This is a genomic window from Paenibacillus baekrokdamisoli, assembly GCF_003945345.1.
GTDB classification, from domain to species: Bacteria; Bacillota; Bacilli; order Paenibacillales; family Paenibacillaceae; genus Paenibacillus_Z; species Paenibacillus_Z baekrokdamisoli.
Window position 1 is genome coordinate 660,688 of record NZ_AP019308.1, and the last position, 18,675, is coordinate 679,362.

At 42.4% G+C, this 18,675-nt stretch carries 16 protein-coding genes and 2 pseudogenes; 14 read left to right on the forward strand and 4 right to left on the reverse strand.

What is annotated here, in order from left to right; genetic code table 11:
- Positions 1-99: 99 nt before the first annotated feature.
- A complete protein-coding gene (locus EKN16_RS02750; protein ID WP_232016168.1) occupies positions 100-921 on the forward strand; it encodes an AraC family transcriptional regulator in 822 nt (273 codons plus the stop codon).
- Between the two features lie 235 nt (positions 922-1,156).
- Here EKN16_RS02750 and EKN16_RS02755 read toward each other — a convergent pair.
- Positions 1,157-1,487, reverse strand: a pseudogene (locus EKN16_RS02755) (GNAT family N-acetyltransferase).
- A 216-nt stretch (positions 1,488-1,703) separates the two neighbouring features.
- Here EKN16_RS02755 and EKN16_RS02760 point away from each other — a divergent pair.
- The 8 genes and pseudogenes from EKN16_RS02760 (at position 1,704) to EKN16_RS02800 (ending at position 10,099) form a co-directional block, all read left to right on the forward strand.
- Positions 1,704-2,156 (forward strand): VOC family protein, encoded by a 453-nt coding sequence (locus EKN16_RS02760; RefSeq protein ID WP_125653600.1) that lies wholly within the window; start codon positions 1,704-1,706, stop codon positions 2,154-2,156.
- 265 nt (positions 2,157-2,421) lie between these two features.
- Entirely contained in the window at positions 2,422-2,961 is a 540-nt protein-coding gene (locus EKN16_RS02765) for a GrpB family protein (protein WP_125653601.1), read from the forward strand.
- A 157-nt stretch (positions 2,962-3,118) separates the two neighbouring features.
- On the forward strand, positions 3,119-3,802 hold the full coding sequence (locus EKN16_RS02770) for a response regulator transcription factor (RefSeq protein ID WP_125653602.1): 684 nt from the start codon (positions 3,119-3,121) through the stop codon (positions 3,800-3,802).
- Positions 3,803-4,804 (forward strand): sensor histidine kinase, encoded by a 1,002-nt coding sequence (locus EKN16_RS02775; RefSeq protein ID WP_125653603.1) that lies wholly within the window; start codon positions 3,803-3,805, stop codon positions 4,802-4,804.
- Between the two features lie 101 nt (positions 4,805-4,905).
- Positions 4,906-5,656: pseudogene (locus EKN16_RS02780) on the forward strand (VanZ family protein); the annotation flags it as partial.
- 34 nt (positions 5,657-5,690) lie between these two features.
- The gene (locus EKN16_RS02785) at positions 5,691-6,599 is read left to right on the forward strand and encodes a VanZ family protein (protein WP_125665789.1); all 909 of its coding nucleotides are present in this window, start codon (positions 5,691-5,693) and stop codon (positions 6,597-6,599) included.
- A gap of 231 nt (positions 6,600-6,830) precedes the next feature.
- Entirely contained in the window at positions 6,831-7,514 is a 684-nt protein-coding gene (locus EKN16_RS02795) for an ABC transporter ATP-binding protein (protein ID WP_125653604.1), read from the forward strand.
- Positions 7,511-10,099: an ABC transporter permease gene (locus EKN16_RS02800; RefSeq protein WP_125653605.1), complete on the forward strand. Its 2,589-nt coding sequence runs from the start codon at positions 7,511-7,513 to the stop codon at positions 10,097-10,099. The genes EKN16_RS02795 and EKN16_RS02800 overlap by 4 nt, the downstream gene beginning before the upstream one ends.
- Positions 10,100-10,686: 587 nt before the next feature.
- Here the strand turns inward: EKN16_RS02800 and EKN16_RS02805 are convergent.
- The gene (locus EKN16_RS02805; protein ID WP_125653606.1) at positions 10,687-11,637 is read right to left on the reverse strand and encodes a DsbA family protein; all 951 of its coding nucleotides are present in this window, start codon (positions 11,635-11,637) and stop codon (positions 10,687-10,689) included.
- A gap of 171 nt (positions 11,638-11,808) precedes the next feature.
- Here EKN16_RS02805 and EKN16_RS02810 point away from each other — a divergent pair, with 171 nt between their 5' ends.
- From EKN16_RS02810 to EKN16_RS02830, 5 genes are all read left to right on the forward strand, one after another.
- The gene (locus EKN16_RS02810; RefSeq protein ID WP_125653607.1) at positions 11,809-12,369 is read left to right on the forward strand and encodes a TetR/AcrR family transcriptional regulator; all 561 of its coding nucleotides are present in this window, start codon (positions 11,809-11,811) and stop codon (positions 12,367-12,369) included.
- Positions 12,370-12,609: 240 nt separating this feature from the next.
- Positions 12,610-13,071, forward strand: coding sequence for a DUF8821 family protein (locus tag EKN16_RS02815; RefSeq protein ID WP_125653608.1), 462 nt, complete (start codon positions 12,610-12,612; stop codon positions 13,069-13,071).
- 1,057 nt (positions 13,072-14,128) lie between these two features.
- A complete protein-coding gene (locus EKN16_RS02820) occupies positions 14,129-14,596 on the forward strand; it encodes a DinB family protein (protein ID WP_125653609.1) in 468 nt (155 codons plus the stop codon).
- A gap of 216 nt (positions 14,597-14,812) precedes the next feature.
- A complete protein-coding gene (locus EKN16_RS02825) occupies positions 14,813-16,006 on the forward strand; it encodes a winged helix-turn-helix domain-containing protein (RefSeq protein WP_125653610.1) in 1,194 nt (397 codons plus the stop codon).
- A 735-nt stretch (positions 16,007-16,741) separates the two neighbouring features.
- The gene (locus tag EKN16_RS02830) at positions 16,742-17,125 is read left to right on the forward strand and encodes a VOC family protein (protein ID WP_125653611.1); all 384 of its coding nucleotides are present in this window, start codon (positions 16,742-16,744) and stop codon (positions 17,123-17,125) included.
- Between the two features lie 339 nt (positions 17,126-17,464).
- Here the strand turns inward: EKN16_RS02830 and EKN16_RS02835 are convergent, their stop codons facing one another.
- Complete coding sequence (locus tag EKN16_RS02835) at positions 17,465-17,878, reverse strand: cupin domain-containing protein (protein WP_125653612.1); 414 nt, start codon at positions 17,876-17,878, stop codon at positions 17,465-17,467.
- A 41-nt stretch (positions 17,879-17,919) separates the two neighbouring features.
- Complete coding sequence (locus tag EKN16_RS02840) at positions 17,920-18,660, reverse strand: SDR family oxidoreductase (protein WP_125653613.1); 741 nt, start codon at positions 18,658-18,660, stop codon at positions 17,920-17,922.
- Between the last annotated feature and the right edge of the window lie 15 nt (positions 18,661-18,675).

Consider the following 18,675-nt stretch of genomic DNA (forward strand, 5'->3'; position numbering starts at 1 on the left):
TACCTAATGTACACTGAATACGAAAGGAGATGAGATCAGATAGAGTCGTTAAGACTGCTTCGCCAGGCCATCGATTATATCGAGGATCATCTGCATGTTGTGCCTGAGATTGATGATATTGCGAAGGCAGCTTTGTCATCAAGGTATCATTTTCAACGAATGTTCCATGCATTAACCGGCTTCACGGTTACCGAGTACGTTCGGAATCGACGGTTAACGCTTGCGGCTGAAGAGTTGGCTGGCACGGATAGCAAGGTTATCGATATCGCACTGAAGTACGGTTACGAAAGTCCGGAGGCTTTTGCCAAGGCTTTTCAAAGGTTACACGGAGTGACACCGTCCGCGGCGAAGAAAATGGATGTAAAGCTCAAGGCATTCTCTCGAATCTCCTTTCAAATTCAGATAAAGGGAGAATTTGAAATGAATTATCGCATTGTGGAACAGCAGGCCTCTACCGTAATTGGTAAGGATGTCGTCATCCGTACCGATCCCTTTAAGGAGATACCCGAATTCGTCGAGAAAATTTGGAAAAACGGCACGCATGACCAGATTAATGAGGTGGTCGGTAGATCGTTCGGTACGCTGCTCTACGGCTATTATTTTGATTTTAAGGAGGATGGGACTAGGCGTTATATGATGGGGTACGAGTTGCCAGAAGGATGCGATGCCCCACCTGGATTTACTGTTATACATGTACCAACCCAAATGTATGCGGTATTTGAAAGCCGAGAAACGATGACAGAGGACGTCGAGATTGGTCTGGAGATTCAGAATGTTTGGCGTCGTATCTACTCCGAATGGTTTCCTTCGTCAAACTTTGAACAGGTGGAAAGTCCATGTATCGAAAAATACTACTGGGTAGACGACAGGCAGGTTGATTCGATTTGCGAGGTCTGGATACCAGTCAAAAGAAAGGGCTAGTGTTGTTATTGCCCTACAGATAATGACAGTTGCATGAACCAGCAAAAGGATACGCCGCGGCGGATCCTTTTTACTTGCTCATAAAAAAAGTTGTTATGTACAGATCTCCTTCTCGAGTCGTTGAACTAATGGAACACGAGAGCTCAAACGGGTAAAGAGAGCGCGTTCCCATAGCTTTAATTTTATAGCAAAAAAAGAGCACAATAAAACGGGTTCTCAATTATAAATTTTTATTTTATTCATACACCATAACCCAATATTTCTCTCCTGGACTACCTTCTTCAACAACTTTCTTCCAACCATTATTCGCATAGAAATTTATTGCTTTTTGATTTTCAGATACAAATTTCAATGTCAATGGTTTATTCATTTTCTCTATTGCAGCATGAAGTAACTTACTACCAACACCTTTACCTGAAAAATCAGGGTGAACAAATAAATTATGAATAAAATCATCTGGCAGTCATTTCTATTTTATTCACCCATTCAAAACTCTTACGACGTGATTCAAAGTATATCTGTCTTAATTCAGGATAGTCTAGTTCACTTGCTACTCTAATCTTCAAATTTCCACACACTCTTTCTTTTACGGGAGATCATAATAGTATATCTTAATCTAATACACATTTAGCGTATGTCAGTTTACAGGTAACTTTCGGCATCAGACTAATTGTACGAAATAACCTTCTGGGAGGTAGTAAGTAAGACGTGATTTATTGTGAGCACAACTGGTATAATGTTACAATTAATCATGTCGATGAACTCTATGGGGAGGAAGAAGAATGATGAATGAAATCGGTACGTCCAGTGCAACAAAGTTGGAACCCAAATTGTTGAATTTATCATGTATTTATCTGCCAGCAAAGCACCCATACACAACTGCAAAATGGTACAGCGAGATTTTTGATTTAGAAACAGCTGATTTTGCACCATTAGACCCTAACGCAAATCTTGTTGTCTTAAACATTTCTAACGATATTCCAGGTGGAGGAACAATTTTTTTCGTACAGTCCAACGATAAGTTTTCAATGAATTTTAATAATATCGAAGGATATAATCACGCCATTTTGATGTTTCAAGTCAAAGATATAGAAGAAATCTATGAAAGAATGAAAGAAAAAGGAGTAGAACTTACCACAGATGGAATTAAAGATCGTGGTGGATGTGGCAAAGAGATTGCATTTTTCGATCCTGACGGACGAAAAATAGAAATTAATGACTACGGTACGAGATAATTTATCCGCTTGTGATAAAACGGGACACGAGAGTTCAATAACAGCGAAGGCAGTCGGCTAAGTGGAGCGGCTGCCTTCGCTCAATTCTATTATTTTCGGACCAGAAAACATGGATTACAACATGAGAGACCTCTTAGTAGAAGACCTCAATGGTTATAGACTCTGTTTTGGTGACCCTACAAATCCGCTAAGAACAGTAGAGCAAGAGGAAAGGTATTCATGAAGCAAGATAGAAATAGTTAGTAAATTATATAGTGGAGGAATTATGAAAAGTAGATGGGAAATTACTCCATGGACTAACGAATGGAATCAGAAGTATGGTATTGAAGCAGAATTATTAAAAGCGATATTCCAGGAGGAAATAATAGAAATTCACCATGTTGGTAGTACATCTGTGCCATCAATTGGATACGCAAAACCAATCATCGATATTTTATTAATCGTAAAAGATGTCAACAGAGTGAATTTTTATAACGAGCCTATGATAAATCTGGGATACCGAGTAAGAGGAGAAAATGGAATACCAAATAGGAGATATTTCACTAAAGGGGATATTCCACGAACTCATCACGTACATATTTATCAAAATAACGATTCAAGAATACTAACATACTTGGACTTCAAATCATACTTATTAGACCACCCAAAAGAAGCTGAGGATTATGGCCATCTAAAGTTGAAAATATTGGAATCTTTCTCTTATGATGAATATCAGCAAGAAAAAGAAAATCGTATGGATAATTTGGTCGAAAGAGCCTTGAATTGGGGAGAACTCAGAAGAAATCAGCTATTGAGGGACGGATAACGATAGCTCAATACGTAATGACGATAAGACTGCCGATGATGGGTAGCTTTACTGAGCTAACTGCAGGGTCGTTGAAGATTAACTGGGGGGAACCATACCATAAGTAACGGCGAAAATTTTTTTGAATAATTAATCCAATCGTAAGGATGATCTGCTTATGAAAATTCTATTAGTCGAAGATGATAAGACGATCGCATCGGGTCTGGAATATTCGCTGCAGCAGGATGGTTTTTCGACCGTTCTCTGCCATGATGTCGCCTCAGCCAAAAAGGTGCTCGCCGAAGACATGGATCAGTTCGCTTTATGCTTGTTCGATTTACAGCTTCCGGACGGAAGCGGCTATGAATTGTGCAAGATGGTGAAGGAGCGACGAGACATTCCGGTCATCTTCTTAACGGTGATCGATGATGAGGTCAATGTCGTTATGGGGCTCGACATGGGAGCCGACGATTACATTACCAAACCTTTTCGAGTTCGTGAGCTGCTGTCCCGAATCAAGTCCGTCTTGCGGAGATACCAGAAGCCGTCCCAAGCCAGAGCGATCATCGACATCGACCATGTCCGAATCAATACGCTGGAAGGCAAAGTGCATAAAAACGGCGCCGAAATTTCACTCACCGCCTTGGAATATCGCTTATTGCTGATCTTCGGCAGTCACATTGGACAGGTTCTCACAAGGAATCAGCTCTTAGAGCAAATCTGGGACGTGGCCGGCGACTTCGTGAACGACAATACGTTAACGGTGTATATCAAAAGGCTGAGGGAAAAGCTGGAGGATGATCCAGGGCATCCGACATTGATCAAAACGGTACGCGGTTTAGGCTATAAGGTTGGTGATTAGATGTTGCGTAATCGAGAAATTCAAATAATATTACTCCTCATGGGCTTGATCAGCTTAGCGGCGCTCGTTGCCGCTACTTTCATTTCGACTGTCGCCGCGGCGCTCGTATTCATTCTATCCATGCTACTCATTGGCAGTAGCTTGTTATTCACGAGATGGAGATATCGCGAGCTAGCGAAGCTGTCCGTCTATTTGCGGGAAATTAGCAACGGCAATGATTCCCTCGACGTTCGCGATAACCAAGAAGGCGAGCTGAGCATTTTAAAGAATGACATTTACAAAGTGACGCTCATGCTATCGGAGCACCGGTCGCTATTGCAGCGGGACAAAATTCAACTGACGGATGCCATCTCCGATATTTCCCATCAGCTCAAGACGCCGCTTACCTCCATGACGGTAATGGCGGATTTGTTAAGCGCCCCTGACCTGCCTCCGGCCAAGAGATCGGAGTTCACCCATCATATTCGCGTCCAGCTTGATCGCATCGATTGGCTGGTTTCTTCCTTACTAAAGTTATCGAAAATTGACGCGAAGACCATCCCATTCAAAAAAGATCGAATACTCATGATAAACCTGATCCAAAAGGCATTAGAGCCAGTACTGATTCCGATGGATATTAAGGGACAGACGGTTTCCATCGCGGGCGATGACGACGTCTCTTTTGTCGGCGATTTCAATTGGACTGCCGAAGCGGTCATCAATATTTTGAAGAACGGCGTGGAGCATACGCCTGAAGGCGGAGCGATCGCCATCGCATTTTCCGAAAACGCGCTATTTACGGAAATCGTCATTGCCGACAACGGCAAAGGCATTCCGAAAGAAGATTTGCCTTATATTTTCAAACGTTTTTACAAAGGAAAGAACGCCGGCGAAGGAAGCATCGGCATAGGACTTGCGATGGCTCACAGCATCATTGCCAGCCAGAATGGCGTGATCGATGTAACGAGCGACGGCGGGAAGGGTACGCAGTTTCGGATTAAATTTTATAAGCAAGTGATTTAACGGCACGCCGTAAGTGACTGAATTGTCACCTCCATCGTCACTGGATAGTCATTTTAGACAGATAAAATGATATTCATCAGCTAAGCGATGGAGGTAAGACAATGCAATTGAAGCAACACCGAAAGATGATTTTGGCTATAACCATATCCTATACCCTTTTGATTCTTTATTTTTTGTTTTTCGCTTTCGGCAGAGTAGGTAAGGTAGATCAAATCACCGAGTACACCTTTATTTTTTTGCCGGACGGTTTCTTTAGGCTGCCAGGTCTATCCGATCTTCTACATCCTACGCTTATGGACTTTGTGGGTTTCGGGAACATCGCAGCCTTCATCCCTATTGGCATCTTCATTCCGTTATTATATCGGACCAACTTTATTCGATTCATGACATGGTTCATCCTATCCATTCTCGTGCTGGAGACGATTCAGGCACTAACTTTCCTCGGAAGCTTCGACATGAACGACGTCATACAGAACGCATCAGGCGCAGCCATCGGATTCGGGGCGTATAAGCTTGGCTTTCGTACGAAAAATGACTGGATAAATATGGCTGCTACGGGCATTTCCAGTGTTGTCCTGATGCTTGGGGTATGGGGGGGCTTCGGGCTGGTTGACCAAGCGTTCACCAAAGAAATCGGCCCCTTTGTGGCGATCAACGAATTGAATGATAGTAACGGGAATCCATCGACGGTACCAAACGGTACAGTCTCAAGATTGGCGGTCAAAACGTAGAAACCAGATATAATGCGTATAGCGTCGAAGGCAAAAAAAAGAAACGTACACGTATATGTGGGGCAATAAGGAGGAGATATATCTCTCCTTGAAAGTTCCCGATCAAGGGGATTTCCATGGCAGATAAAATATTTATTATTCTAAAGAGGTGTAAAATGAATTTTATTAATGAACGAGAAAAGAAATTTACTAAACGACAAATTATATTACTTATATTAATAATAGGATATTATTCCCTTTTACTAATAGCTACCACATTTGGTCGTTCAGCTGAGAATATCTTTGTAAGAACAATTGATTTCGATGTACTGAGCGAGTATCAACAAGCATGGAATCAATTTTCATTTCATTCTTTTTTTCATATCATTGTTAATATAGGTATGCTGTTTCCGTTAGGGATTTTATTACCTTTATTTAGTGAAGTTTTTTTAAAAGCAAAATGGATGTTATTCAGTTCAATTACAACATCTTTATTTATTGAAACTCTTCAATTTATAACACTTCGTGGAAGTGCGGAACTAGACGATTTACTTCATAATACGATAGGAATGATGCTAGGGTATTGTATATTAAATATAGCTCTTATTTTTTTGAAAAAAAAGGAATCATACACACAAATAGTCAAATATTTAATCTTACCCACTGCAGTAAGCTTCGTCGCACTTGGAATAATTATTTCGTATCAAATGAAGGAATTTGGTAATATGCCATTTGATCCTTATGGAAAAACAGATATGTCTCATGTCACTATAAAAACATCACTAGAGTTAAGTGATGAAGGTAAAAAAATGCCTGTTTACGATTCCAAAGGTCAAAAAGTGCGAGACGTCGATATTATTTCTCCAAAAGAAGCATTTCAAAAACTGAAACAAGGAGACATGTATCCTATGGGACCTTTCGGAGCGGGTGAAGAATTTGAAGGCGAGACATTAGTCATTACAGAGTATAATTTAGAGCACGCCACTGATACAAAAGGTTTTTCTCAACCTGTATATATTTTTCGCGTACAGTTAAAAGATAATGACGTAGTTCTTACGGCTCCACCTATTTCCGCAAGGAAATAATGTGAACTTTCTTATTTTGTATATATGATCATCAGGGTTGCCGTCGATGGACATGAGTTCCTGTCCGTATCTGCAGAAGCGCAACGTCATGAGCCAGATATGTCCAAAATTTTTCTCTCACAGGCAAATGAACTTACGATAACCTTGGAGGGAAATGAAACCCTATGGGATGTTGGATTTAGAGAGATGATATATTTCTGGAACTGAGCATCAGGGCAAGGAGGTATGACTATGGAAATTTTAAAAATCGAGCATCTGTCTAAAATATACGGCAAAGGCGAATCGGCAGTGAAGGCGCTTGACGATGTTTCTTTCTCGGTTCAAAAAGGCGAATTTGTTGCGATTATCGGCCCGTCCGGATCGGGGAAATCGACGCTCCTCCATATGTTGGGCGGCGTGGATCGGCCGACTGGCGGTAAAGTTTATGTTGAGGATACGGATATGTATGCCTTGAACGAAACGCAGCTGGCCATCTTCAGGCGCAGGCAAATCGGCCTGATCTACCAGTTCTTCAATCTGATTCCCGTCCTGACGGTAGAGGAGAATATGACGCTGCCGCTCTTGCTGGATAACCAAAAAGTAGATCAAAAGCAGTTGGATAGTCTTGTAAATACGCTGAATTTGCAGCATCGATTAAATCACCTGCCGAATCAGCTATCCGGCGGACAACAGCAACGGGTCTCGATCGGCAGAGCACTCATCGGCAATCCTGCGATCATGCTGGCCGACGAGCCGACCGGGAATCTGGACAGCAAGAATAGCAGCGAGATCGTCGACTTATTAAAAATGTTGAATAAAACCTATCAGCAGACGCTGATTGTTATTACGCACGACGAACGAATCGCCTTGCAAGCCGACAGGATTATTTCGATTGTAGACGGGAGGATTGCCAAAGACGAGGTGATCCGACGATGAACATTGTTAACACGCTAACCATCCGGCATCTGAAGCAGAACAAGAGAAGAACGCTCGTAACCATCATCGGCGTCATCATTTCGGTTGCCATGGTGACCGCCGTCGCTACGCTTGTGTTTTCCTTTTCGGATTTATTGATCAAGCAAGCTATCGCGGATACAGGGGAGTGGCATGTCCAATATCAAGATGTCTCCAAAGAACAGCTTGCGGCGATACAGGGCGATGACGCAACCAAAACCGTCGCGATGGCAAGAGATCTTGGGTTTGCCCCACTAGAAGGGGGGCAAAATCCCAATAAGCCGTACTTGTTCATCAAGGCATATGACGCGCAAGGTTTCGCGCAATTTCAGGTTGAACTAAGCAAGGGGCGTCTTCCGCTTACGGACAAGGAAGTCGTTATCTCCGAACCCGTTGCAATGAACGCCAAAGTGAAGTACGAAATCGGCGATCGTCTAACCCTTCGCGTCGGCGAACGATTCGAACAAGGGGGTGATCATCCCCTGGATCAGACCGAACCGCTGCGTAGGGAAGACGGCACAGTGAAGGAAACGTTGCAGCATATCAAGACAAGGGAGTATACGGTGGTAGGCATCATTAAGACTCCCTTAGGGGAAACGGCCTGGTCCCCGGGGTATACAATCCTTAGCTATGTCGATGAAAATATCATCGGGGCAAACGATCGAGTCGATGCGTCGGTGGTGTTGCAGCGTGTCAATCCGTTCTTGTTCGCTCATGCGGAGGATTTGGCTGAGAAAAACCATATGGTGTCCGTCCAATATAATAACAGTTTGCTTCGTTATTACGGCTTGTCCAAAAGCAGTGGCTCGTCGAGCATGATGTTCTTCTTATCGGCGATTATTATGGGGGTCATTATGATCGGCTCGGTGTCGCTGATCTATAATGCTTTTGCGATATCCGTCTCGGAACGTTCCCGCCATTTAGGGATGCTGGCGAGCGTGGGGGCAACGAAAAGGCAGAAGCGTAATTCGGTGCTTTTTGAAGGTGTCGTCATTGGATTGATCAGCATTCCCATTGGCATCCTATGCGGTCTTGCCGGAATTGGGATCACTTTTTGGTTCATGAATTCCATGATTCAAGGGGCATTATGGACCAATGAAAAGTTGACGCTTATCGTCACGCCGTTATCGCTCTTAATTACTTGTGTTGTATCGCTGTTGACGATTTTCATTTCGTCGTATCTCCCGGCGATCAGGGCATCCAAGGTATCCGCGATGGACGCGATTCGCCAGACTACCGACGTCAAGCTTACGGCCAAAGCCGTGAAAACGTCGAAGTTCATTCGCAAGTTCTTCGGGATTGAAGCGGAGATTGGGCTGAAAAACTTAAAAAGGAACAAACGGAGATATCATGCCATCGTATTTTCGCTCGTCATCAGCATTGTTTTGTTTTTGACGGTATCATTTTTTACGGCCGGCATGACACAATCCCTGGAACTGTCGCGGGAAGGCATCAAATATGATATTGAAGTGTTGCACGGCAACGGAAAAAGAATAGACGACCGGTTGATACAATCGATTGTATCCCTGGATGGCGTCACGGAATATAACGTGATTCGTGAGATGTATGGGAACGCTTGGGTCGATGCAGCGATCATCGCCGATGAATTGCAAGCGAAGGTGAAGAAGGACAAGAGCTTACTGCAAGACGGCAAATACCCTTACGATATTAAGATTCATGCATTGGACGATTCGAGCCTGCAAGCCTATGCCAGAGCGGTCGGCGCAGATTACGCGCAGCTTACGGATCCGGATCATCCCGCCGCGATCGTGATGGATAGGATCCATTACAAAGATATGGATACGGGGAAATACGTCCAGACGAAGGCCATCTATACGAAGGTCGGCCAACGTATCGAGGTAACGAACTTCTATAAAGAAAATGGGAAAGAAACGAAGGCAAACGAAGTGACCGTTGCCGCGCTAACGGATCAAGCACCGATGGGGATGAGCCCGACAGGCGTAGGCGGGTTAAATATGATCGTGTCGGAACGCGTCATGAATCGATTGGCAGACGACGATCTTGGTAACGTTCAGATGTACCTCCATTTGAAAAGCACGGAACCGCTGCGAACGCAGCAGGAAATCGAAGAGATGCATGAGACCGATCTTAATGTCTTCAATGTATATCAATCCAGAAAAAGCGAAGAACAACAGATTCTATTGATGTCCGTCTTCTCTTATGGATTTATCGTATTGATTTCGGCGATTTCCATTGCGAACATTTTTAATACGATCTCGACGGGCATATCCCTTCGAAAACGAGAATTTGCGATGCTGAAATCCGTTGGCATGACCCCAAAAGGCTTTGCGAAAATGATGAACTATGAAAGCATTTTTTATGGGGTCAAGTCGCTGCTCTTCGGGCTCCCCGTCAGTTTCGTCGTGATGTATCTGATCTATAGGGCATTTGCGAACAAATTTAGCTACGGGTTCACCCTCCCTTGGATGAGCATTCTTTCGGTCATTGTCGCCGTATTTGTCATTGTCGGTTCCGCCATGTTATATTCCGGCGCGAAAATAAAAAAGGAAAACATTATTGATGCATTAAAGCAAGAGAATATATGATAGGCCATCGCCCCTGACTTGGTTGAAGTCAGGGCTTGCTTCGTTTAGGGGGCTCAACGAGCCGCACCCCATCTATTGCACACGTTTAAGAAAAAGAGATTCAGGCTAAAGGGATCTTCGGGTAGTTTTCGCCGATAGACCCGTTAAGGTGAGCCTTATCATAAATGAGGCAAATTTTATTTGGGGGAAACAACGGGGTTTATCATAACCAAAACATGAACGTTTATATTGAATCATTTTTGGTATAATATTTGGTAGATTCGGAGTGGAATTTGATAAGCTATAAGTCAGCATAGTGAACGCAAGTGAGAAATGATGTGGTGCAAAAAACTTGATGATACCTTACCCCGCAACTTACTCTTTTGGTGGGTGCAGGATATTCCGCGCACTTGGACCGCAGGGAGGGGCTTATCGAGGTTGGGGTTTGCGTTATTTGGGTGATACGGTGAACCCTACCGCAAATGACGGAAAGCGTTTGTTATGCATGAGTTTTGTCCAATTTTTATGCCAAAAGAAAAGGAGCAGCACTTAAGCGGCTCCTTTTCTTTTGATTTCACTTTCATTAATTTTCAAGGTTTTCTTCATTATTATTTCGTGATTGTAAAATAGGATTCCCCTAGAAGTTCCTTCACTTGATAACTGCTTGGTGAAAGTTCTTTTTCAACAAAAGTGTTGATTTCCGACTTTTCAATATCATACATAACTTCAATTTCTTTAGAAAATAATAGCTTTTCTTTTTCAAGCAAGTTAGAAAGGGATGGTTGTTGTTTTGGTTGTATTTCTTCCGTATTTAGAATTTGCTGTAGGCCCTCAACATAGGACTCAAACGGACGACTACCTACGATTTTAAATCCTTTATTTTTCTTGTTGATCATAATGATCGTCGGGAAACCTCTAGCTCCAAGGCTTCTAGCGAGACTAAAATCTTCATTCAATAATTGTTGGCCGGTTTGTTGTTCGGCATCTTTTACAATAGCTTCTCCATCAAGTCCAAGCTGATTTACGATGTCTATCATGATGGATTCATCGGCGATATTTCGATTAAATGCGAACAGAGCTTCTCGTGATCGTCTTAAGTAATCATAGGCTAATGCATCGTTATAATTTTTCTGAATCACTTTAAATACACGAGAAGGCGGGAAGGAGGATTGGACCGGATTGTCGAGCATCAGTGAACCGTCAATCGGCATGCGAGAATATTCTCCAACCTCTCTCCAGTGGCCGAAGACGTCAGCAGGTCCTGATATTCCGTTACGTGGGTCGACAGGCTCATCACTCCATTTTTCCAGCAATCCACCCATAACCGTATGAAAGTTGAAATAATGTCCATACTGCTCTTTAAAACGACGAAGAACAGGATCAAGCGCCCAGCAGTGAGAGCAAATTGGATCCGTTACATAATACACTTCAATGGATTTTTGGGGTTGATTAAAATCGATCATCTCCATTTCTTCCTCCCCAGCTACTCCACATACACCTGTTTCTAAATCACAAATCATATGATTATCGTTCGCCATTCGTTTATCCTCATTTACCATGATTGTTGCCTCCTTGAAGTGTCATAAACAAGCGTTACTAGAAACTTTGCTTCGCTTTGTTTTACAATCAAATTCTAGCCATAATTAATCGATCGGAACACCAATAGATCATTCCATTTGTCGTTTATGCAACACATTGATACAATTGTTTAAAAAGTGGAGGGACATGATATGACTCAATCAAAGACAGATCCCCGAATTTTAAGAACTCGTAAGTTAATCATGGACTCTTTTATTGAACTTTCAGGGAAAAAAGAATTCAAGGATATTACCGTTAAGGATATTACGACAGAGGCTAATATTAATCGCGCAACGTTCTATTATCACTTTGAAGATATATATGACTTGTTGGACAAGGTATTATCGGAAGTTTTATTGATAAATTTGAATGCCATAGACTTCGAGAGAAGGGAACTAAATGAAGCATCGATTATTGATATCTTCGTGGCCATAACGGATTTTCAAAGAGCGTTATCCAGTCGGTGTCATAGAGGATATGATGAGACCATAGCCCGTATTATTAGGGAACAACTTGAAATCATTTTCTATGGAATGTTGCGAAAACAACATACAACAGAAGAGGATGAATCTCTAAAAATTACAGCTGTCATTTTAAGTTGGGGCGTTTATGGTGCTTCTGTGGAGTGGAGGAGAAATCGTAAGGAATTATCGCCGGAAGAATTTATCAAGTCGGCCATTCCTTTTCTGATGTCTGGGATTGAACACGTTTGAGACTTTGTTGCCTCCACGAGACTCCATGGAACTCTCGAGGGTACCCTTTGATTTCGCCGATAGCTCCGTTACGGTGAATCTTATCATAAATGAGGCAAATTTTATTTGGGGGAATCAACGGGGTTTATCATATCCAAAACGTGAACGTTTATATTGAATCATTTTTGGTATAATATATTGGTAGATAAAGAAGATTAATTTATGTTGTTGGGGAATAATGAGAGAAAACGAGGGATGAAAATGTCGTATATCGTTGATTTTAAAAATGTGTCTACGGTAGGTTTAGAGTCTTCACCTGTAGCAGAAGCGCTTGCTGGTTTACGTGCCAATGAAGCCCGTTACTTTATGAACAAATACAAACATGAATTTACGGTTGTTCCAGCTAGCGAAAGTCAGGAGAATCTTGATTATGTGAACCGCATTTTGAAAGAACGTGATATTACGTTTGCGGCCAAACCTTTAGAAACGTCGCGTTTTCAAGTGGAAAACATCCAATTTACCTACGTATTTTATGAGGATGGTCTTGGGATCAATGTCATGTATACGGTTGATGACCCTAAGAAGCGGGCTGTTGGTTTTAAGCTTTCTGAGGGGATGGAGGTACCAAAGGAGTTAGAAGGGAAGTTTAAGTTTGCTAGGCAGAAGTCTAAACTAGCTGGAACAATTCGGGGCTCGTTTTTTGTTATTAAAAGAGAATATTAAAGTAAGCAAAAGTGCGATTTGGAGGAATCGATCCACTTGTTCTATTTGCAAAAAAGATGCGAAATCAAAGAATGGGCCATCCTGCAAAAGGATGGTCCTAAATCTTGCCGTTACAGACAGCACGGAGATGCGTATCGCGCATGCTGGTACAGCAAAGAGTTGAGTTAAAAGTTGAAGCAGCAATGCTAAAAGTGACAGTAGGTACGTAGGTCACAGCACTCGAATCTTGTGAAGTGCTGTGTGTCGGTAGTGAGAAAGCATTGATATAACGCCACATTTACCTGAATGTAATATCTCATTATACCCAAGTGGACACATCGCTTGGGCTTTTAGTTTCTTGAAAGACTTGGTTAAAGTTTATGTTGATTTCTTGCTAAGCAGGATAGTTTAAAATCAACTACGGTGAACCATACCACAAGTGATGGTACACACGATTAGGAATGAAATTGTGCTTGATAGTAGCTATATCTGTAGATTAAACACATAATATCCCTTTTTAATCCATTTAAATTGGACGCTAAGGATATCTACAAGTTACATGGAATAAAAACCCTACTTTTAAAAATATAAAAACTCCTAATTTAATTCATGCTTGGTGGATGATTTGTCTCCATTGCTACACATACCTTAAAAGACAATCTATGAGGTCTTATGGTATTGCCCTCCTAAAAAACACCTAACAAAAATAAAATTATCTCTTATTAGGTGTTTCCATTTAAAGATGGAATTTTGCTTATTTGCATAGTAGAGATACCTTTTCAATTGATTATCTGTCAAAATCAAACGTTCAAGAAACCCCGCACTTAATATTTCGTCTGCATTTTTTAAACGTTCTATTGTGATAATTTTTACTTGTGGTAAATCGCATAAATGTTTAATAGAATGATCGTGCATCTATATACCTCGCTAACCTGTTTGATGGTATTCTCAAGTTTAGCGGATACAGATGTTTTTTTGTACGCATTTTTTAACGAGAACATATGTTTGTTTTTTCCTTTTCTTTTGAGCAAATATTTTGTATGATAAAAGAGACGTGAATGATAGAGGAGGAGTTTGGATGTATCGACAAGTGGATGATTTTTTAAAGGAATGGGCAGTGGCTGTGAAAGGGACATTGCAAGTATTACAAGCCGTAACAGATGACAAATTAGGACAAAGTATTTTGGAAGGGCATAGTACACTAGGTTGGTTAGGCTGGCATTTAGTAGAAACAACAGGTTATTTTAGTCATTTAGCAGGTTTAACTGTACCAATGATTGGTCAAGATGAACCAGTTCCAGCGACAGCAAGAGAAATTGTAGCAGCTTACGAAAAAGCAGCAGAGGCGGTCAAGGAAGAGGTAGCCAAGCTATCAAATGAGGACTTGCTAACAGAAACAGGCTTAGAAAGTCTTGCAACAAAAGGCGCATTATTACGTTTCTTAATTGACCACCAAACACATCACCGCGGCCAAATGATGGTGCTATTACGTCAAGCAGGCTTACCAGTACCTCCTGTGATGGGTCCAACAAAAGAAATGCAATAACGAATAGATGTCTTCCTTGGTAGTGACTCCTTAAAGTTAGAGTTTTTAATATGCGGCTGATTGGTTGGTTTGAGTTCGGTATTGCATTGGACTCAGCCAGTCAATAAAAAGTACAAGAAACACCCTCAGCGAGTACGTGAACAAATTCCCCTTCACGCCTTCGTTTTTATTTTCCCCTCGATCCTCCACTGTACTAAACTAGAGGTAGGTGCGAACATGATCCAATTAACAAACCGCCAGGCACGGCAGTTTCTGTTATTGAAGCACGGGCTGTTGGGCGAATATCAATTTACCGGAAAGCAGGGAGTATTGGATTTTGTGCGACAGGTCGGTTGTATTCAATACGATCCCATCGATGTTTGCGGAAAAAACGCCGAACTGGTGCTGCAGTCGCGAATCAGAGGATTTACCAAGAACATGCTCGACGAGTTGCTGTATAAAGATAGATTCCTGGTTGATTATCCCGACAAGAATCTGGCTATTATCCCTGTCGAGGACTGGCCGTACTTTGAGCGGTACAGGCAGGCTGCCCGACAACATGCGAAGCGCTATCCCGAAATGGAAGCGTTGGCAGAGCAAGTGCTGGCTCACATCCAAAATCACGGTGTGCTAAGTTCGGATGATCTAAAATTGGATGGAAATTTCACTTGGCAATCGGTCATCCACTGGAGCAGCGGAAACAATTCATCCCGGTCGGTGCTGGAGCAGATGTACTCGACAGGCGAGTTGATTATCCATCACAAAAAAGGAACGCGTAAATATTACGATATCGCCGGGAAGTACATACAGCCAAATCTGCTGAATGCGCCGGAGCCGTTGAAGGGCGAGCTTGAGCATCATAAGTGGCGGGTACTGCGTCGAATCGGCGCTGTTGGCCTTTTATGGAATCGCGCATCCGATGCCTGGCTGAACATATGGGGATTGAAAGCGGAGCAGCGCAACGAGGTTTTCAGCCAGCTGTTGCACGAAGCTCGCATTGTTGCTGTTGCCGTGGAACAAATGAAGGATACACTGTACTGCCGCGCGGAGGATTTGCCGCTTATTGAAGCCGTCCTGCAAAATCCGGCGCCGAAATTGCGCTGCGAGCTGATTGCCCCTCTAGATAATTTCATATGGGATAGAAAACTGATCAACGAATTGTTTGGATTCGATTACACTTGGGAGATTTATAAGCCTGCAATCAAACGGAAGTTCGGCTATTATGTGCTGCCTCTATTATACGGAGAAAGCCTCATTGGACGAGCTGAGGTAATCGCGGAGCGAAAATCCAGGACGCTCGTTGTTAAAAACATCTGGTACGAGTGCGGCATAAAGCCAACAAAGCAATTGCGAACAGCCTTAGACAGTTGTTTCCAGGATTTCGCATTATTCAACGGATGCAAGACGATTTCGACAGAGTCTTTGAACTGATATTTCCAGTTCCCTGGTAACACTTTCCGACGAGTTTCCGCGTAATACGAAGTTGTACAGTATGGGTTTATTGAGAAGATCGTGGTGTCGAAGGATAGCACGGTTAAGATTTATTATCGTTTTGAGGGTACGTCAGAAATTCTCGAACTGCTCGCTTGATGGTAATTCATGTAAGGTATGCCGACCGTTTGGCGGTTTTATTTTTGGGGAATTGTGCAACGCTCGGTAGTCCTCACATATAGAGTGCTATGTGTCGCTGGTAAGGGAGTAGCGTTATAAGAGTCGTATTTACCGATAATATTGCAAGACAAAGCCCAAGCGGATGATAAAGCTTGGGCTTTTCTTTATGCGTAAAAGTACTTGAAGAATCCTCTCATCAGAGCTATCATACAAAAAACACTAAAGGTGGTAGACACTTACTTATGGGTAGTATAGGCATACCTTCAAACCGCTATTCCTTAATTGGACTATCCGAGACCAAGATCGAAAATTCGATGTTGGATAAGTTGCCCTTATTTCATGAAATTTACTCTTGTGAAGAACCCTTTGAGTATGAGGAACGAAATATTTAGTTTTTTTTCGAGCAGTAATGGTCAGAACTCAAGGCCTATCTGCGCACCGATAAGGCTCGTTCGGTCATCGCTGTTCGCCTTCCTAAAGAGTAAATTGTCTCAATAGAATTACCGACACTAGGCCGCGAGTAATTCGACGGCCTTCTGTGCTGTTACGAACGTATTGTCGGATGATGTTTCCCGATTGGGGAGATTTTATTGTGAGGTGCTTGGATTTAATACCGTTGTTGAGGAAGGTCATTATGTTGAATTTAAAAATGACGGAGTTCGCTTCGCGATTTGTGCCAAGTCATTAATGGCTGATAATACGAACGATCATTATTCCTTTATAGAAGAGCGCAAGGGGCAAGCTTTTGAATTTAATTTTCAATGTGAATCTCCAGAAGCCGTCCGTCTGATTTATGGTGATTTCGTCTCGAAGGGAGCCATATCGATTACGGAGCCGATGTCAATGTCTTGGGAGCATACAACGGGATCCTTCGCGGATCCTGATGGTAATATTCATTCCCTCTTTGCTGTCAACCCAATTACTGTGGAGGAAGAATAAGTACAAGTCACTTACTCACATATGTATTGAAGGAGCAAGCCGGGCCTTGGGTGGACCGAGACGCGGCTCTTTTTCATTCGAATTATTTGGAAGTAGTGGGGACCGCAATTTTACTAATAAAATGTAAAAAAAACCTACAAGAGCAATCTTTAGCATCCCCAAAAGGCGAGTGAATTGAACCAAAGGGCATCCATTCGGATGCCCCTTAGATTTCGCTCTATAGATGTTATGGAGAACGGTATCACAAGTAGAGCGGAATTTGTTGTAGTATAATCAAGTAGAAAACCGTTCGTTGACAAAACGGCAGCCATGGATTTGGATGCCGTTTCTTAGAGTCTACTAAGCTTTATTTAAATTGTTGTATTCTTCATCCGTTACGGGTTTCAACCATTCGGTGTCTCCCCTATGGACATTTGTGCTTATCGCAATATGTGAAAACCAACTATCAGGATTAGCGCCATGCCAATGTTTTACGTTCGGAGCGATCTTTACAACATCACCTTCGTGAAGCACTTGTACTGGCTTACCTTCTTCCTGATAATATCCGATGCCACTAGTTACAAGCAGAATTTGGCCACCGGCATGCTTATGCCAATTATTCCTTGCTCCTGGTTCAAACGTTACATTACCGACCGGGCAATTAAAGGTAGTATCAAAAGGAACAAGCATTTCAAGCCAGGCTTCCCCAATGAAATAGTTATTTGTTATTTTTTGACCTTTCGGGAAGATTACACTTTCAGATAAATTACTCATGTTTTCTATGTTCCTCTCATTCAACCGTAATTAAGCAATGATTACCGCTCTTGATTGGTAGGGCGAATAATCATCTCGTTAATAGCTACATCAGATGGTTGTTCAATGGCAAAAGCAATGGCACGTGCAATGCTTTCTGATTCAATTGCCCCTTCATACATTTGATCAACTGCCTGTTTAAATTCCTTAACAGTGATCGATTCTGTTAATTCGGACTTCACCATTCCTGGCGAGATAATGGTAGAACGAATATTGTTGCCGAACTCTTCTTTACGGAGTCCTTCGGAAATCGCGCGTACAGCAAACTTCGTTCCGGCATAGATGGCGCTTCCCGCGCCGACAAAGTGTCCGGCCACCGAAGAAATATTAATAATGTGACCTGATTTACGTTCTCTCATGGAAGGAAGAACAGCCGCAATTCCATAAAGAACGCCTTTGATATTTACGTCAATCATTTTGTTCCAATCATCGATTTTTTTCATATAAAGAAATGAATTGGGCATGAGCCCGGCATTGTTGATTAATACGTCGATTTTTCCAAACGTTTGAAGCGCAAACTCGGCGAGCTCTTCCATTTGTTCATTTGAAGTCACATCGGTTACTTTATAAATCGCTTGCCCGCCATGATTTTGAATCTCTTCTTGTAGCGTCTCTAAACGATCTTCACGACGAGCGGCTAACACCAACTTCGCACCTTTAGACGCGAGTTCTTTGGCAGTAGCTTCTCCAATTCCGCTAGAGGCACCCGTAATAATGACAACTTGATCTTGAATATTAGACATACCGCAACACATCCT

Bases quoted from the DNA above. Each gene is read 5' to 3' on its own strand.
- EKN16_RS02760 (WP_125653600.1), top strand. From the start codon at position 1,704: ATGATGAATGAAATCGGTACGTCCAGTGCAACAAAGTTGGAACCCAAA.
- EKN16_RS02765 (WP_125653601.1), top strand. From the start codon at position 2,422: ATGAAAAGTAGATGGGAAATTACTCCATGGACTAACGAATGGAATCAG.
- EKN16_RS02770 (WP_125653602.1), top strand. From the start codon at position 3,119: ATGAAAATTCTATTAGTCGAAGATGATAAGACGATCGCATCGGGTCTG.
- EKN16_RS02775 (WP_125653603.1), top strand. From the start codon at position 3,803: ATGTTGCGTAATCGAGAAATTCAAATAATATTACTCCTCATGGGCTTG.
- EKN16_RS02785 (WP_125665789.1), top strand. From the start codon at position 5,691: ATGAATTTTATTAATGAACGAGAAAAGAAATTTACTAAACGACAAATT.
- EKN16_RS02795 (WP_125653604.1), top strand. From the start codon at position 6,831: ATGGAAATTTTAAAAATCGAGCATCTGTCTAAAATATACGGCAAAGGC.
- EKN16_RS02800 (WP_125653605.1), top strand. From the start codon at position 7,511: ATGAACATTGTTAACACGCTAACCATCCGGCATCTGAAGCAGAACAAG.
- EKN16_RS02805 (WP_125653606.1), bottom strand. From the start codon at position 11,637: ATGGTAAATGAGGATAAACGAATGGCGAACGATAATCATATGATTTGT.
- EKN16_RS02810 (WP_125653607.1), top strand. From the start codon at position 11,809: ATGACTCAATCAAAGACAGATCCCCGAATTTTAAGAACTCGTAAGTTA.
- EKN16_RS02815 (WP_125653608.1), top strand. From the start codon at position 12,610: ATGTCGTATATCGTTGATTTTAAAAATGTGTCTACGGTAGGTTTAGAG.
- EKN16_RS02820 (WP_125653609.1), top strand. From the start codon at position 14,129: ATGTATCGACAAGTGGATGATTTTTTAAAGGAATGGGCAGTGGCTGTG.
- EKN16_RS02825 (WP_125653610.1), top strand. From the start codon at position 14,813: ATGATCCAATTAACAAACCGCCAGGCACGGCAGTTTCTGTTATTGAAG.
- EKN16_RS02835 (WP_125653612.1), bottom strand. From the start codon at position 17,878: ATGAGTAATTTATCTGAAAGTGTAATCTTCCCGAAAGGTCAAAAAATA.
- EKN16_RS02840 (WP_125653613.1), bottom strand. From the start codon at position 18,660: ATGTCTAATATTCAAGATCAAGTTGTCATTATTACGGGTGCCTCTAGC.